The organism is Leptothermofonsia sp. ETS-13 (assembly GCF_049200465.1).
Classification (GTDB): Bacteria; Cyanobacteriota; Cyanobacteriia; order Leptolyngbyales; family Leptolyngbyaceae; genus Leptothermofonsia.
In genome coordinates this window covers 4441061-4457911 of the sequence record NZ_CP120836.1, presented here as the reverse complement: position 1 = coordinate 4457911, position 16851 = coordinate 4441061, and the positions used below count along the sequence as shown (strand labels likewise).

Here is a 16851-nt window from a genome sequence, read left to right as displayed (position 1 = left end):
GCTTCTGACCGGAGAACACTAAAACATTGCCTCCCATTCAAGGACTGGTGATTCCCATGGCTTCTCTACCAGAGGTGTACCAGCAGCTCTTGAAATGCCAATATTTCCAATTTTGCATGACCATTCCCAACCCCGCCCGCCCGACCTGCAAACAAACGGCGATTTTAAGCTGCCCAATTTTTGATGATCAGGGGGTTCTGGGAGATCTATGGGTGTTTAAGGAAAAGGAAGAAATTTTCAACGATCAGGAGATTCGCCTGGTACAACAAGTCGCAAACCAGTGCGCGATCGCAATTCGCCAGGCCCGCCTTTACCAGCAAGCTCAAATTCAGGTGAAAGCCCTGGAAGAACTGAACCATCTGAAAGATGACTTCTTGAGTACCGTTTCCCATGAATTGCGGACACCCATTGCCAACATGAAAATGGCCATTCAAATGCTGAAGCTGTCCACCGACAGAGAAAAAACGCGATCGCTACCTCAAAATTTTGCAGATGGAGTGCGATCGTGAAGCAGATTTGATTAATGACCTCCTCGACCTGCAACGCCTGACATCAGGTACTCAGTCCTTAAACTTGGAACCTATTCACTTGCAAGAATGGGTGTCTCAAATTGCAGATTCCTTTCAGGAACGAATCCGTAGCCGTCAGCAAGTTTTGCAGGTTGAAATTTCAACCGAATTACCTGTCATCATGTCTGACCCCACTTGTTTGGATCGAATCCTGACTGAACTATTAAACAATGCTTGCAAGTACACACCACCCGGCGAACGGATTAAGGTATCTACAAAGACGATCAGAAATGAAGCAGAAACTGAAAAACTACCAAAAAACGGTTTATCCCTCCTTTCCTCACCCTTGTCCTTTGTATTAGATGTGTGTAACTTCGGGGTTGAAATCCCGGCGGGTGAACTCCCAAACATTTTTGAAAAATTTTATCGGGTTCCAGGCATTGATCGTTGGAAACAGGGCGGAACGGGACTTGGTCTGGCACTTGTGAAAAAAATGACCCAACATCTGGGCGGCAAAATTTACGTTGCAAGCACCGCTAACCAAACCTGCTTCACGATTGAGTTGCCAATCAGCCCATCCATCAACTGATCCATGAGATTTTGGTAGTCCTGCATAAGAATGCTTTCAAGGGCGTAGAGGACCCTTGAAAAACCAATCATTACATGCATCATTACCAGGATTTTGTAGCGGTAGTCATTATGGTTAGGACAGGGTGCAGAGGTGGAAACCCTGGCTGGGAGAGAAAGTCCGCACGCCTCCTCAAATTTAGTGTCCTAACCAAACCAAAGGTGATTATAGATGTTCACTAAAAACTGCCGTAAAACTACGGTGCCTCAATTTACAAAAAATTTAAATACCCTTTAGCTCTGTACAAGTACGAAACTACCAAAAACTGTACTTGAATCGTTAAGAAACAATGATGTTTCCAAGGCTAGATGTCCCCTTGTATAATCATGAATTCATATTTTTATGATGAACTTTCTGAAGATATACGGCATCCTCAAAACCATCATGTTACTTTGGATCATAGTAATAGGTCGGATTGCAGCTACTCATTTAAACAAGAAAAAGGGATAGCATCACTTTAATTGGCATGGCAATACGGCAATCTTTCCAGGGATTTGGAAAGTGCTTTCCCACAGAAAGGGATTTGGCTCTTTCAGTATGTCGGTGAAGGGGGTGCACAAGAAACTCCTGGATTCCACACAGAACCTCTGGAATACTGAGGCTCTCCCGGCTTACCGGTGAAAGAGTGGTTTAAGCTACTCTTTCACCCCAAACAAAACCCCTGGAATATTGATTTTGTTTTGGTGATAGGCGAAGTTTATCACCAAACTCCCAGCAGAGGGTTTGTCAAATTGTTTGTGGCAATCCTGGAAAGGGGGTTGAGGGAATCAGGGTTTCGAGGAGTCAGAGCCCTGTTTCTAGAACACCCTCCCAGGACAGCCAATATTGAGGTCAATCAGTTAATAGATGGTGCTTATTGACAAATTCTTAAAAGCTCTAAGGATTTTCAAACTTTTATCGTTACCATCGATAAAATTTACTATCCAATGCTAATTTGTCTCGAAAAGTAGGGTGAGTGATGAAGTTTATATGAGAAGAACTATTATTCTTAGTCTTCTTATACCAATGTTTTATGAAGCTGTACATTATCAACCCCCGGCTGTCGCCGTCCCTCTTACCAAGGGGACTACAGAGGGCTCTGATTCTACGCATCCTCATATTGAATTGGTCTTAATAGAAAAGAGTAGTTTTTATGGCTATTTCTGTTAAATTTCTGTTAAGTAGGTAGATAAAGCTATTTGAATTTTAAGTACCAATCATGAACTAACTGCTAACCCCAGGGCGCGCTCTGAAACCAGATTTTGAGTGCTATTAGCAGCAGTTCGCTATCTCGCCTTAATTGAAATTTTCTACCTGAGTGCTTTTGAGTCTTTAAGCAGACTTAGGAAAGTTTGCTGTGCAGAAAGGAGCTTTGCGGTGGTCGTCACGAATCAAAAAGCGTTTTCTCAAAATGATGTAGATATGGGCTTTGAATCAGTTTCTCCATTGGATAAATCAATTAAATCAGGTCCAGAATCAGGCTTTCAAAACCATGAGAAAAAAGTGATTCTGAGGCAGACCCATCATCAAGAACGAACGCTTTTACAATTACCCAGCGATTTTCTTAAAACACCGACTACTCCCTATCAACCTGAATGGTATCAATTTGCTCTGTCCGATCGCCTCACCAGTCTCTTGCACAGGAGCGATGACATGGAGGAGCGATCGCTCTTACTCGCCGCATTCAACGTCTTACTGTATCGCTACACTCAGCAAGAAACCATTTCCCTGAAACTTACAATTCATAAACTGGCTACAGCTGAAACCTCCATTATGGAAATTTGCACCCACTTATCGGGGCAATTAAAAGTTCAAGAGTTGATCGGTTATACCTCAGTTGCTTTGAAGGGAATTCGAGGTCAGTCAGGAGCATTGCAGGAGCGGTTATTGGTACACAATAGGCCAAACGTCCAATCCGATTTACCAGTCGCCGTCACCTTCATTGATGGCAGTTCCGTGGTTGAAGATTGGGAAGAATGGGTACCTACAGAGGAAAATTCAGACTTGCACCTACTCATCTTTCAGCAAGGGCAAGCTATTTCAGGGCTGCTGAAATACAATGCAAACCTGTTCAAACCTGACACGATCAAGCGTGTGTCCGGTCATCTGCAGGTATTGGTGGAGGGAATGCTCAGTGAGCAAAGTTGGGCGATCGCCCAATTACCGCTCTTGACCCAGGCAGAGAGCCATCAACTGCGGGTGGAATGGGCCAGTATTCCTGCTCCATATCCTCAAAACCCAATTCACCGAAAGATTGAAGTCCATGCAGTGCAGCAACCAGACGCGATCGCTCTCACCTTCAAGGATCAACACCTGACCTATGCAGAACTGAATCAACGCGCTAATCAATTGGCCCATTATTTAATCAGTGCAGGGGTGGGGGCCGAAACGCGAGTTGCTGTTTGTGTGCAACCCTCGCTGGAGGTTCTGGTAGCTCTGCTTGGTGTTTTCAAAGCAGGGGGTGTTTATGTTCCACTCGACCCGACCTATCCAATTGATCGACTGAGTGTCATCCTGGAAGACACTCAGCCCAGGGTTCTACTCACCCAGTCCCATCTCCTGCCCAATCTCCCGGTCACTTCCAAATCCGTTTTTTACTTCGACCGGGATTGGGAGACAATTCAGCATCAACCAACTCACAATCCTCGAATCGAAATTGCCTCTGATCAGACGGCTTACATTGTTTATACCTCTGGGACAACAGGCAAGCCTAAAGGGGTTATGGTGAGCCATAAAAATCTGGTGAATTACATCCAGGTAGCACAGGATCGATACGGCTTTAACCAGAACGATGTGATGCCTGCGATCGCCCGTTTTACCTTTAGCATTACTTTTTTTGAGCTATTGTCACCGCTGGTGGCAGGCGGGCGACTTGTGATTCTGGAGCGAGATCACATTTTAGATTTCAAACGAATGACGCAAACCCTGGAAGAAGTCACCGTTGTTCATGCGTCACCCAGTTTACTCAAAAAACTACTTGTCTATATTCAAGACAATGGCTTAGACATTCAAAAATTCGACAATCTGAGACACGTTTCCTCCGGTGGAGACATTGTTTCTGCTGATCTTTTGGAAACAATGAAACGTGTGTTTCGGCATGCAGAAATATACGTGATTTATGGCTGTAGCGAAGTCAGTTGCATGGGCTGCACCTTCCCAGTCAGAAGGAATGAAATTGTTACCAAGACCTGGGTTGGCAAACCTTTTAGCAATGTTTCTGTCCGTCTGTATGATCCTCATCAAAACTTAGTACCCATTGGGGTGGTGGGTGAAATTTACATTGGTGGGACAGGGGTTGCAAAAGGCTATCTGAACCGGGATGAATTGACGCAGGAGAAATTTGTTGTAATTGATGGGCAACGATTCTACCGCACTGGCGATTTGGGCCGTTTCAGTGCCGATGGCAACCTTGAAATTTTAGGTCGCAGTGATTTCCAGATTCAGTTGCGGGGCATTCGGATTGAGCCAGGCGAAATTGAAACGACGCTGCGGCAATTTCCTGGTGTGCGAGAAGCGGTGGTGGTTGCCCGTGAACTGTGGAATGGCGAAGAAGGCTTAGTGGCTTACCTGGTGCTGGATAAGGCACTCAACCCCACGATTGAGAACATCCGCCTCTTTCTGCAAGCAAAACTACCCGACTACATGGTGCCCGCCAGGTTAATGGTGTTAGACGCGCTACCAGTCAACGCCAACCAGAAGGTCGATCGCCGGGCACTACCTGCCCCCGAATTGGCACCTCCAGATTCTAATCCCGCCTCCTATGTAGCACCGAGAACGCGCCTGGAAGAATTGCTGGTAGACATTTGGGCAAAAACGCTTGGAGTAGAGCGGGTAGGGGTTGAAGATGATTTCTTTGCCCTGGGTGGACACTCCCTGCTGGCTGCTCAGGTAATTTATCGACTTCAAGCCGCTCTAAAGCTAGAAATTCCTATCAGCCGATTGTTTGAACGGCCCACAATCGCCACTTTAGCCGAATATCTCAGTCCCCTTTGCGAATCCGGTACCCCCCACTCCGCTACCTGGGAACCCATTACACCCACAGCGCGGGAGACAAACCTGCCCGCCTCTTTTTCTCAGGAGCAACTCTGGTTTTTGAGCCATTTAGAAGGGGGCAGTGTTGCTTACAATATTCCTCTCGCCTTCAGGCTGGTTGGGGCGTTGAATGTAGTAGCACTTGAACAGAGCCTGACCGAAATTGTACGTCGTCATGAAACCCTGCGGACGACGTTCCCAGTGGTGGATGGGTCGCCCATTCAGCAGATCCTACCACCACCGCCGTTCCGTTTGTCAGTGGTTGATTTACAAGCTCTGCCTGAAACAGACCGGATAGCTGAAGTTCACCGACTGGGGAGGGAAGAAGCCCAGCAACCCTTTAATTTGGCAGTGGATTTACTCTTACGGGGCAAGCTGTTGCAATTAGGAGAGGGCGATCGCGTGCTGTTGCTGACCATGCATCACATCGCCTCGGATGGCTGGTCTCTGGCTCTGTTCCGCAAGGAACTCGCCACTCTCTATACAGCCTTCTCCCAGGGAGCCGCTTCCCCCCTGTCACCGCTGCCCATCCAGTATGCTGACTTTGTCCACTGGCAACAGCAATGGTTACAGCAAGACTTTGTTCACCAGCAATTGGCCTACTGGAAGCAACAATTAGCGGGTGCTCCCTCGCTGCTGGAGTTGCCCAGCGATCGCCCCCGTCCTGCCATACAATCCTTCCGGGGCGGAACGGAGTCCGTTACTCTGGATGTAGAACTCACTCGCCAGCTCAAGCAGCTTAGCCAGCGCACTGGTTCCACACTCTACATGACATTGCTGGCAGTATTTGCAACTCTGCTCTCTCGCTACAGCGGCTGTCAAGATCTGGTCATCGGTTCTCCCGTCGCTAACCGCAAGCGCAGTGAAATCGAGTCTCTAATTGGCTTCTTTATCAACTTGCTGGCCCTACGGGTGAATTTGAAGGGAAACCCAAGCTTCCTGGAATTATTGGGACGGGTACGGCAGGTTGCTCTTGATGCCTATGCTAACCAGGATGTTCCCTTTGAGCGGGTGGTAGAGGCGGTACAACCCGAACGCAACCTGAGTTACAGTCCTCTCTTCCAGGTTCTACTAATTTTGCAGAACACTCCCGCCGAATCTTTGAACTTCCCCGGTCTGACGGTAACGCCACTGCGGGTTGATCACGGTACCTCCAAGTATGACCTGACCCTCATGGTGGAGGAAACAGAAGCTGGACTGGTGGCGGATTTTGAATACAACGGCGATCTGTTTGATCGAGTAACGATTACCCGCATGATTGGCCATTTCCAAACGTTGTTACAGGCCATTGTCAGCGATCCAGAGCAACCGATTGCAGCATTACCTTTGCTGACCGATTCTGAGCGCCATCAACTTCTGGTGGAGTGGAACGATACCGCCCTGGCCTATCCTCAAGACCACTGCATTCATCAACTGATTGAGGCACAGGTTGAGCGAACTCCAGACAAAATCGCCATTGTCTTTGAGCAATCATCCCTCACCTATCGGGAACTGAACCAGCGAGCAAATCAGTTAGCCCACACCCTGCGATCGCAGGGTGTCGGTCCTGACTCCCTGATTGGCATTTGTGTCGAGCGATCACTGGAGATGGTTGTAGGTTTACTCGGCATTCTGAAAGCAGGTGGCAGCTACGTGCCGCTTGACCCTGCCTATCCCAGGGAACGGCTGGCATTGATGATCGAAGATTCCCAGTTGCCCTTACTGATTACGCAGCAGGCACTTAGAAATCAGTTTTCTGAACCGAATGTCCAGGTGATTTGCCTTGATACTGATTGGCCTGCGATCGCCCAGCACAACGACGAGAACCTGGACAGCGGAGTAACCCCAGAAAATCTGGCTTATACTATCTACACTTCCGGTTCCACCGGAAAACCCAAGGGCGTTCAAATTTGCCATCGCGCCGCTGTTAATTTCCTCCACTCCATGCGCTTTGCTCCAGGGTTGACCGAACAGGATGTCCTTCTGGCCGTAACAACCATCTCTTTCGATATTGCCGTCCTGGAACTGTACTTGCCGCTAATGGTGGGAGCTCAGATTGTACTGGCGACTCGCGCCGTTGCCAGTGATGCGGATCGTCTGGCAGAAATCCTGGCTCAGGCTGGAGTAACCGTCCTGCAGGCGACCCCTGCAACCTGGCGCATGCTTTTGAGTGGAGGATGGCAGGGCGATCGCCGTCTCAAAATGCTCTGTGGTGGAGAGGCCATGCCCCGCGACCTGGCGGATCAACTGCTGGAAAAGGAAGGGGAACTGTGGAATATGTACGGCCCTACGGAAACCACTGTCTGGTCAGCCGCATACCAAGTCAGGCCAGGAAAAGGAGCCGTACCCGTGGCTGGCCCCATTGCCAACACACAAATCTATGTACTTGAGGAATTTTCTGATAGGCAAACAATTTCCCTTAGACCCACACCCATCGGCATATCGGGAGAGGTGCACATTGGAGGAGAGGGATTAGCACGGGGTTATCTCAACCGTCCAGAATTAACCGCAGAGCGGTTCATCAAGGACCCCTTCCGCGATCAACCCGGTGCCCGTCTGTATAAAACGGGGGACCTGGCCCGCTATCGCCCGGATGGTACCCTGGAATTTTTGGGACGAATCGACCATCAGGTTAAGCTACGCGGCTTTCGGATTGAACTGGGAGAAATTGAATCCCTGCTGAATCAACACCCCAACGTGAAACAGGCCGTTGCTATTGTGCGTGAAGATGAGCCTGGAGATCAGCGTCTCGTCGCTTACCTGACAATTCAGGGGAATTTGTCACCCACTCCACTGGAACTGCGCCAATTCCTGAAACAAAAGTTGCCAGGTTACATGGTTCCTGCCGCCTTTGTGGTCCTGGAAGCGCTACCACTGACTCCCAATGGCAAGGTAGACCGTCGAGCTTTACCCGTTCTTGACCTTTCTTCAAGTGAGGGCGATCGCAGTGATTTTGTCGCCCCCAGAGATGAATTAGAACGACAGTTGACCGAAATCTGGGAAACGGTGCTGCAAGTCAAGCCAATCGGCATTCGGGATAACTTTTTTGAACTGGGTGGGCATTCCCTCTCAGCCGTGCGAGTGTGGGCCCAGGTTGAAAAACTGCTGGGCAAAACCCTTCCCATCACCGCCCTGCTGCAATCTCCCACGATCGAAGACATCGCCAATCTTTTACGAATTGCCGATGGAGACGATGAGGTACTGAGCGACCTGGTGCCTTTACGGACTGGAGGAAACAAACCTCCCCTGTTCTGTATCTACGGCATTTTGCTCTACCGCGAATTAGCTGAACACCTGGATCCGGACCAACCGGTCTATGGCGTTTACCTTCAGGAAGAAGTGGATTTGATTAAAACGGGCAGGGTTGACCTGCATAGCGCTCTCTTTTCCAATGCCCAAACCATTGCAGCTCGATACCTGAAGGCAATTCGCACTCTTCAGCCGCATGGCCCTTACTACCTGGCTGGAGAGTCTTTTGGAGGAGTCATTGCCTATGAAATGGCTCAACAACTCCAGGCAGAGGGAGAAGAGGTTGCTCTGGTGGCATTGTTGGATGCTGTTGCCCCGAACTCCCTCTCCTTTTTCAAGCGCTTTCAGATCCACTGGCAAATGCTGCTCAAGCAAGGACACATTTACCTTGCCGAGCGGTGGCAGGAAAATATGCAACTGCTCCGGAGACAGTTATCTAGCCCATTTCGTAAAGTCAATCAACACTTGCACTCAATCGGAGCGCAAATATCTCAAGAGTTTGCCAGCACCGATTCGGAAGACATCCGTCAAGAAGTCCGCGATCGCGTACTCCAATCCTATTTCCCTCAGCCCTACACAGGTCGAGTGGTACTCTTCCGGGCAACGGAACAGAATCTGTTTGAGGGAAATCTGGATAAAGACCTGGGATGGGAACCGTTCATCAAAGATTTTCATGCCTTTGATGTTCCGGGTGATCACCTTGGTATTTTGAAAGCACCAAATGTCCAGGTCATAGCAGATCGGTTGAAACCCTATCTGGTGCAGTGAGGCGCGGGGGCAGGGGGATGGGAGAGTAATTGCCTCCACCTCATCAAGCCCCCACTTCTCCACCCATCTACCCCTTACACCTCACTGAAAGCTAACAACTCCTGCCCACGATCCCTTACGAGCTGGAGTTTAGAATTGATGCGAATCTGGCCCTCTCCATTCAGATCGACAATCGCCGTATCTCCTGACTGAATCCTGCCGGAAAGCATTGCTTCAGCGAGGGCATCTTCTAGCAACCGGGTAATGACTCGTCTGAGAGCACGGGCTCCATAGGCAGGGCTGTAGCCTTCATCAATCAGACGCTCTTTGACGCGATCGCTCACTTCTAGCGTAATTTCCTGGTCAGCTAATCGATTTTCCACATCCCGCAGCATCAGATCTGCAATTTGCTTCACCTCATCACGAGTGAGTTGCCGAAAGACAATCATTTCATCCAAACGGTTGAGAAATTCTGGACGGAAGAATTGCTTCAGGTCTTCGTTCACACGGGATTGAATGCGGCTGTATTGCGCAGCGCTCTGGTTGCTTTCAAACTCAAACCCAAAGGAAGCTCCACCTTTTTCAATTACTCTGGAACCGATATTGGATGTCAGAATTACCAATGTATTCCTGAAATCAACCGTTCGTCCCTGGGAATCCGTCAATCGCCCATCTTCCAGCAGTTGCAACATCAGGTTGAAGACATCTGGGTGGGCCTTTTCAACTTCGTCAAATAGAACGACGGTGTAAGGCTTACGGCGGACCGCTTCTGTCAGTTGTCCACCGTCACCGTAGCCTACGTATCCCGGTGGTGAACCGATCAGCTTAGAAACTGTATGAGATTCCATGAATTCAGACATATCCAGTCGAATCATGGCATCTTCTGAACCGAAGAAGTAGGCTGCCAATGCTTTCGCCAGTTCGGTCTTGCCTACCCCAGTCGGACCAGAGAAGAAGAAACTGGCAATGGGCCGGTTTGGATCTTTCAACCCAATCCGTGCCCGCCGCAGTGCCCGCGAAACGGCTTTGACGGCTTCATCCTGACCGATCACCCGTTGGTGCAGGGTTTCTTCCAGATGCAATAGTCGCTCAGATTCTGTTTCGGTTAGTTTGCTAACAGGAATACCTGTCCAGGAGGCAACGATTTGGGCGATGTCTTCTTCGGTGACGTGAGGGGTGAGGGAGTGAGGAAGTGAGGGGGTAAGGGGGTGGAGGAGTTTTGAGTTTTGAGTTTCGAATTTTGAGTGAACTCCCGCCTCTTGGCTTCTGGCTTCTGACTCCTGGATTCTCTTAATTTCCGCTTCTAATTCCAGTTCGCGATCGCGCAATTGCCCTGCCTGGTCAAAGTCCTGTTCTTTTACGGCTTCTTCCTTAGCCTGCACAACCTGGCGCAATTCTTGCTTCAGTCCTTTGGTGGCAGACTGGGGAGTATTTGCTAAACGTACACGGGAACCAGCTTCATCGATGAGATCAATGGCTTTGTCGGGCAGGTAGCGATCGCTGATATAGCGAGCTGAGAGTCTGGCAGCAGCCTCTAGAGCTTCGTTAGTGATCTGGACTTTGTGGTGCTGCTCGTAGCGATCGCGTAATCCGTACAGAATCTCAATGGTGTCTTCCACGCTGGGTTCACCTACCATCACCGGTTGAAAGCGACGTTCGAGAGCCGCATCACGCTCGATGTGCTGACGATATTCATCCAATGTGGTGGCACCAATGCATTGTAGTTCACCCCGTGCCAGGGCAGGTTTCAACAAATTTGCCGCATCCATACCGCCTTCAATGGAGCCTGTCCCCACCAGGGTATGCACCTCATCAATGACGAGAATGATGTTCCCAGAGGTACGGACTTCATCCAAAATCTGGTTCAGGCGTTCTTCAAAGTCACCTCGAAAACGGGTTCCGGCGACCAGCAAACCCATATCCAGGCTGATGACCTGTTTTGCTGTCAGGATATCGGGAACGTCGTTGTTTACAATCCGCTGGGCGAGTCCTTCGGCGATCGCAGTTTTGCCAACACCAGGTTCCCCAATCAGGATGGGATTGTTCTTGGTGCGCCGACCCAGAATCTGCACCACTCGCTCAATTTCTTTCTCACGCCCAACCACAGGGTCAAGCTTGCCCTCGACAGCCAGACGGGTCAGGTTGGTGCCAAACTCTTCCAGGGTTACATTCCTGGAATTGGTACGGCTAGCAGGTGCCTGTTCTTGCCAGCCACCCGCAGGAACTGCTGCCACCGCATTCATTTCTGTCAGTAACCTCTCTCGCAGTTCTGGTAGCTCCACACCCAAATTTTGCAGAACCTTGACTGCAACCCCTTCATACTCTACTGTGATTGCTAGCAGCAGGTGCTCTGGCTCGACTCGTCGTTGTCCCAGTTGGCGAGATTCTTGAATGGCTTGTTCAAACAATCGCTTGACGCTGGGTGTAAATGGAATTTCAGCTGGAATAACGCCAGAACCTCGTCCTGTAATGTTTTCTGCCTCGGCCCGAGCGTAGTCAAGAGTGATACCCAAATCTGTAAGCACCCGAGCCGCTATACTGGTGCCTTCCCGAACTACTCCTAGCAGAATCTGTTCAGTACCTACAAAATTATGTCCCAGGCGGCGTGCTTCCTCCTGCGCTAACATCACAGCCTTGATGGCTTCTTCTGTAAAAAATTCAAACATAGAGATCTCTCCTTTCACGCCAGCTTGCGCAGCGGATGAAAAATGGAAGCATGGGCAACACACCTTCTTGCCATGCCAGAATCGTAGCTACAGTTAACAAACTTAGGACAGGGTGCAGATGGGAAAGCCACAACTGTGGACAAAATCTCGTATTCCCCTCAAAGAAAACGTCCTAAGCAACCTGCGACGGCTCTAACTCCTGATGCGATTGGAAGAACCTGAATGAACCAGGAACCTATCACCAGGCTGGCAATGTAAACTTTTGTGTGTTAACTATTGTTACTCTATCGCCTTGAGTTTGAGGTCAGCAGTGGGGAAAGCCGTATAAAGAGAGGGGAGTAACCGTCATCGTCAAAAGGAGATCGCTCTAATCGACGGATGAGAGCAGTTGATTGGACAGTAATCAAAGTAATCAAAAGAATTATCAATTTGCTTTGGAGAGGCAATACTGCACTGGAGTCACCGGCATCTCAGAGGCCCAGAAGTTTACGCTGAAGGCGTTGGAGGCGATCGCTAATTTTCGGCGATCGCCCCCTATGTCTTATTCAGGTCTTATTCAGTCTTATTCAGGTGCTCAACCTACGGATTTGCTGGCTCCTCCGCCACCGTTACAATGGCCTCGACCGTGACCTGTTGTTGCGCTTCGTCTACCCTGGTGATTGCCCAGCGTAAGGGTTCTCCCCGTTTTTGCAGTTCAGTTGTGATCGCCCGTTGCATTTCTGCCGGAGACTCCTGAAGGTCGATTTCAGCCGTGATGAAGTGAGTCGTCATAGTTTCTCTTGCCTGCTACTTCTGTTGAAACTGCCCAAACTGAAGTTGGTAAACGGTTTCCTCCTTTTCCGTCTCAATCTTTAAATCTGAGCAGGGATAGGCAACACAAAGTAAAGCATAGCCTTGCTTTTTCAAGTCGGGACCAATTCCCATGGCATCACTTTGGTCCACTGTCCCTTCCAGAAGCTGGGCGGCACAGGTAGTGCATACTCCTGCAGTACAGGATTTTGGCAAATCAAGGCCCGCTTCATCGGCAACTTCTAAAATCTTGCGATCCGCAGGCACCTGAATTGTATGCACTGTGCCCTGGTGGTGAATTTCAACCGTATAGGTTTGAGACATAGAGCGTGCCCCTTGACTACCTTTTTTTACTGCAAAGCATTGGCACCACCAACGACTTCCAGAATTTCCTGAGTGATAGCTGCCTGACGAGCCTTGTTATAGGTGAGGGTGAGGCTACTGATCAACTCCTTGGCGTTGTCGCTGGCATTACTCATGGCCGTCATCCGAGAGGCCAGTTCACTGGCCGCCGACTCTTGCATTGCCCGTAGAAGCTGGTTGTTGAGATACAGCGGTAGCAAAGCATCCAGGATTTGCAGTGGATCTTGTTCAAAGATCATATCCTGAGGGAAGGATTGAGGCTGGCTGGGTGCAACCTTTTCCCGTTCTACCTGGAACTGTCCACCCCGGGTTGTTAAGCGGAAGATTTCGTCTTCTGCATCTTCGAGTCCCTGGGGGTCGAGGGGAAGCAGGGTCTGGATAACCGGGCGGGAGCTAATTAAGGACACAAATCGGGTATAGACCAGCTCGACCTTATCAACCGTCTCAGATAGAAACAGAGCAAACAATGTGTCGGCAATCCCAGAAGCATCTGCCGCTGTTGGAATCTGTTCCAAACCTGTGAAGGTTGCTTCGATGGGCTGGTTTCGCCGCTCAAAATATTGGATGGCTTTGCGACCCACCAGAACGTAGGTGTAGTCAATACCATCGGCTTTCAGCTCCTTGGCCCGGTTTTCGGCACGGCGGATCACGTTTGAGTTGTGGGCACCGCACAGGCCGCGATCGCCCGAAATAACGAGCAATCCAACCCTTTTGATATCCCGCCGCCGCAATAGGGGTAAGTTCGCTTCCTCAAACCGCAAGCGGGACTGTAGCCCATAGAGAACCTGGGCCAGCCGATCCGCAAAGGGACGGGTTGCAATCACCTGCTCCTGGGCACGGCGCACTTTCGCGGCGGCAACCAGACGCATTGCTTCGGTAATTTTCTGAGTATTTTTGACCGACTGAATGCGATCGCGAATGCTTTTCAGATTTGGCATAACTTTCAGGGAGTTTTGAGTTTTGAGTTTTGAGTTTTGAGTTCAGGACTTACTTTTGCCAAAACCTCGGAGGTTTAAGCGCGATGTGGGTTAGAGGCGCAGTTTCAGGTTAAAACCTCCGAGGCTTGCGTAAGCCCTAGACAACCCTCAACCCTATTTAGACCGTTGCCAAGAAGTTTTTCTTGTACTCACTGATGGCGTTCTTCAAGATACCTTCAGCTTCTTCGGTCAGTTGCTTTTCGGAACGGATGATTTCCCCATACCGGGAAGCACTGGTTTTCAGATACTCACGGAACCCTTTGAGAAAAGCCACAACTTTTTCAGTCGGAATATCATCCAGGTATCCATTAATCCCGGAATAGATAGCCGCAACCTGTTCGGCGACTGATAGGGGCGCATACTGGGGCTGCTTTAAGATTTCGCGCAGACGCTGACCTCGGGCGAGTTGGTTTTTTGTGGCCTGATCCAGGTCAGAAGCAAACTGGGCAAAGGCTTGCAGATCGTCAAACTGAGCGAGTTCCAGTTTCACCTTACCGGCAACCTTCTTCATCGCTTTGGTTTGAGCCGCAGAACCGACCCGTGATACGGAAATACCGGGGTTGACCGCCGGACGAATTCCAGCATTGAACAGGTCAGATGATAGAAAGATCTGACCATCGGTAATAGAAATAACGTTGGTGGGAATGTACGCCGAAACGTCACCGGCCTGGGTTTCTACAATGGGCAGTGCAGTCATGCTGCCCTCCCCCAGTTCGGGACTGAGTTTAGCAGCCCGCTCTAGCAAGCGAGAGTGGAGATAGAAAACGTCGCCAGGGTAAGCTTCCCGACCGGGCGGACGACGCAGCAAGAGGGACATTTGGCGATAGGCTTGAGCCTGCTTTGACAGGTCATCGTAAATCACCAGGGTATGCCGCCCTTTGTACATGAAGTACTCAGCCAGGCTGGCACCCGTGTAAGGGGCCAGGTATTGCAGGGCAGCAGGGTCGTTGGCGTTGGCGGCAACCACAATGGTGTAATCCATTGCGCCGTTTTCAGTCAGTACGTTGACGACGTTGGCAACCGTTGAAGCTTTCTGTCCAATCGCCACATACACACAAATCACATTCTCTTCTTTCTGATTCAGGATGGTGTCTACAGCGATCGCCGTTTTACCTGTTTGACGGTCGCCAATGATCAACTCACGCTGCCCCCGACCGATGGGAATCATGGAGTCAATAGCGGTAATCCCGGTTTGTAGCGGCTCATACACAGACTTCCGCTCAATGATGCCAGGGGCGGGCGATTCTAACAGGCGAGTTTCGGAGGCTTGAATCTCGCCCTTGTCATCAATTGGGCGGGCCAGCGCATCGACAACTCGTCCAATCATGGCTTCACCCACGGGAACCTGAGCAACCCTGCCCGTTGCGGTCACAGCACTGCCTTCTTCAATCCCCAGACCTTCGCCCATCAATACCGCACCAACGTTGTCTTCTTCCAGGTTAAGGGCGATACCCACCGTGCCATCTTCAAACTCCAACAGTTCGCTCGCCATCACCTTATCCAGGCCATAGATGCGGGCGATACCGTCGCCAACGCTCAACACGGTACCAACGTTAGAAACTTTAACCGTGCGATCGTACTGCTCAATCTGCTTGCGAATAATATCGCTAATTTCATTGGGCTTGATACTTACCATGGGAGTTGCTCTCTTGAGGGTGTGTTGAGTTTTAAGGTTTGAATTTTGAATTTTGAATTATGAGTTCATGAACCAACTCAAACCTCATAACTCAAAACTCATAACTTTTAAACTGTGCTGTTGAGTTGCAGGGAGAGTCGCCGCAGTTGCCCGCGCAGGCTCAGGTCATAAATTTGTGAACCGACCTGAATTACAACTCCGCCTATGAGGGAGGGGTCAAGTCGAGTTTCTAGTTCAACTTCACTGGCCCCCGTCAGTTGCTTCACTTTATCTCGCACAGTCTGTTTCTGTTCTTCCGTTAGCTCAATGACGGATGTGACTTCTGCCAGAACGGCTTGCTTCAGTTCTCGCAACAGCGCCAGATACCGCTGGCAAATTTCCGGCAGAAAAGCAATCCGACGATTATCAATCAGCAGTTTCAGGAAATTATTCATCAGAGGATGAATCTGCTCGCCGAGGATTTGCTGAAGGACAACTTTCTTGTCCTCCGAATCGACAATCGGGCTTGCCAGAAATAAGCGAAGTTGATCTGATTCTTCTACCAGACTCAGCAATCCACTCACATCTTCGCCAAACTGGTCGGTCAGATTCTGGTCTTTTGCCAGTGAAATGAGCGCTTCTGCATAGGGATCTGCAATCCTCGATGCAATTCCACCTTCTTTCATCAGGAGCCTCCTATGAGTGAAACGCTGCGATCAACCAGTTCTTGCTGTTTCGCTGGGTCTAGCCGGGAAGAGAGCTCCGACTCGGCTTTTTGAAGAGCGAGGGCAACCACCCGTTGCCGCAATTCTCGAATCACTCGCTCCTGCTCTCTGTCCAAATCTTGAGAAGCATTTTCGCGCATCCGGCGAATGTCTTCTTCTGCTTTTGACAGAATCGCAGCTGTGGCTGCCTTTGCTGCTTCTTCAGCCGATGCCCGAATCTTGGCCGCTTCCGTTTGAGCCTGCGCTAGTTTCTGTTGCTCATCTGCCAGGGCCGCTGCGGCATCTTTTTTACGTTTTTCCGCTTCCCGGATGGCGGCCTCAATGGTTGAGCGTCGATCGCCCAAAACCTTACCCAAAAAGCCTCGACCAAAGTAGATTAGAATTCCGATAACAATCGCAAGGTTAATAATATTGGTCTCCAATATATCCAGGTTGAGACCAAAGCCACTGCCCTCCGATGCTTCTGCCGCTTCGGTACCGAGCAGGTGAACCCCCAGCGCGAACTTTAAAAAAATTCCCATATTTCCGATGTCCACAACTGCGCTCTTCTTTGTTTAGGTGTCGGGTGGGAAAAGAGATTAGTAGCACTGATT

10 protein-coding genes are annotated in these 16851 nt (G+C 49.8%); 3 read left to right on the top strand and 7 right to left on the bottom strand.

What is annotated here, in order from left to right; translation table 11 throughout:
- Positions 1 to 26 precede the first annotated feature (26 nt).
- From P4D80_RS20185 to P4D80_RS20175, 3 genes are all read left to right on the top strand, one after another.
- Positions 27 to 509, top strand: a complete 483-nt coding sequence (locus P4D80_RS20185; protein ID WP_421655813.1) for a histidine kinase dimerization/phospho-acceptor domain-containing protein — start codon at positions 27 to 29, stop codon at positions 507 to 509.
- Positions 493 to 1098: a sensor histidine kinase gene (locus P4D80_RS20180; protein ID WP_421655812.1), complete on the top strand. Its 606-nt coding sequence runs from the start codon at positions 493 to 495 to the stop codon at positions 1096 to 1098. The genes P4D80_RS20185 and P4D80_RS20180 overlap by 17 nt, the downstream gene beginning before the upstream one ends.
- Positions 1099 to 2493: 1395 nt before the next feature.
- Positions 2494 to 9144 (top strand): amino acid adenylation domain-containing protein, encoded by a 6651-nt coding sequence (locus P4D80_RS20175; RefSeq protein WP_421655811.1) that lies wholly within the window; start codon positions 2494 to 2496, stop codon positions 9142 to 9144.
- Between the two features lie 74 nt (positions 9145 to 9218).
- Here the strand turns inward: P4D80_RS20175 and P4D80_RS20170 are convergent, their stop codons facing one another.
- The 7 genes from P4D80_RS20170 to P4D80_RS20140 form a co-directional block, all read right to left on the bottom strand.
- Positions 9219 to 11789, bottom strand: a complete 2571-nt coding sequence (locus tag P4D80_RS20170) for an ATP-dependent Clp protease ATP-binding subunit (RefSeq protein WP_421655810.1) — start codon at positions 11787 to 11789, stop codon at positions 9219 to 9221.
- 579 nt (positions 11790 to 12368) lie between these two features.
- Positions 12369 to 12560 (bottom strand): hypothetical protein, encoded by a 192-nt coding sequence (locus P4D80_RS20165; RefSeq protein WP_421655809.1) that lies wholly within the window; start codon positions 12558 to 12560, stop codon positions 12369 to 12371.
- A 15-nt stretch (positions 12561 to 12575) separates the two neighbouring features.
- The gene (locus P4D80_RS20160) at positions 12576 to 12902 is read right to left on the bottom strand and encodes a 2Fe-2S iron-sulfur cluster-binding protein (protein ID WP_421655808.1); all 327 of its coding nucleotides are present in this window, start codon (positions 12900 to 12902) and stop codon (positions 12576 to 12578) included.
- A gap of 26 nt (positions 12903 to 12928) precedes the next feature.
- On the bottom strand, positions 12929 to 13879 hold the full coding sequence (locus tag P4D80_RS20155; RefSeq protein ID WP_421655807.1) for a F0F1 ATP synthase subunit gamma: 951 nt from the start codon (positions 13877 to 13879) through the stop codon (positions 12929 to 12931).
- A 157-nt stretch (positions 13880 to 14036) separates the two neighbouring features.
- The gene (atpA, locus tag P4D80_RS20150; protein ID WP_421655806.1) at positions 14037 to 15554 is read right to left on the bottom strand and encodes a F0F1 ATP synthase subunit alpha; all 1518 of its coding nucleotides are present in this window, start codon (positions 15552 to 15554) and stop codon (positions 14037 to 14039) included.
- Positions 15555 to 15661: 107 nt separating this feature from the next.
- Positions 15662 to 16219: an ATP synthase F1 subunit delta gene (gene atpH / locus P4D80_RS20145; protein WP_421655805.1), complete on the bottom strand. Its 558-nt coding sequence runs from the start codon at positions 16217 to 16219 to the stop codon at positions 15662 to 15664.
- Entirely contained in the window at positions 16219 to 16779 is a 561-nt protein-coding gene (locus P4D80_RS20140; RefSeq protein ID WP_421655804.1) for a F0F1 ATP synthase subunit B, read from the bottom strand. The genes atpH and P4D80_RS20140 overlap by 1 nt, the downstream gene beginning before the upstream one ends.
- Between the last annotated feature and the right edge of the window lie 72 nt (positions 16780 to 16851).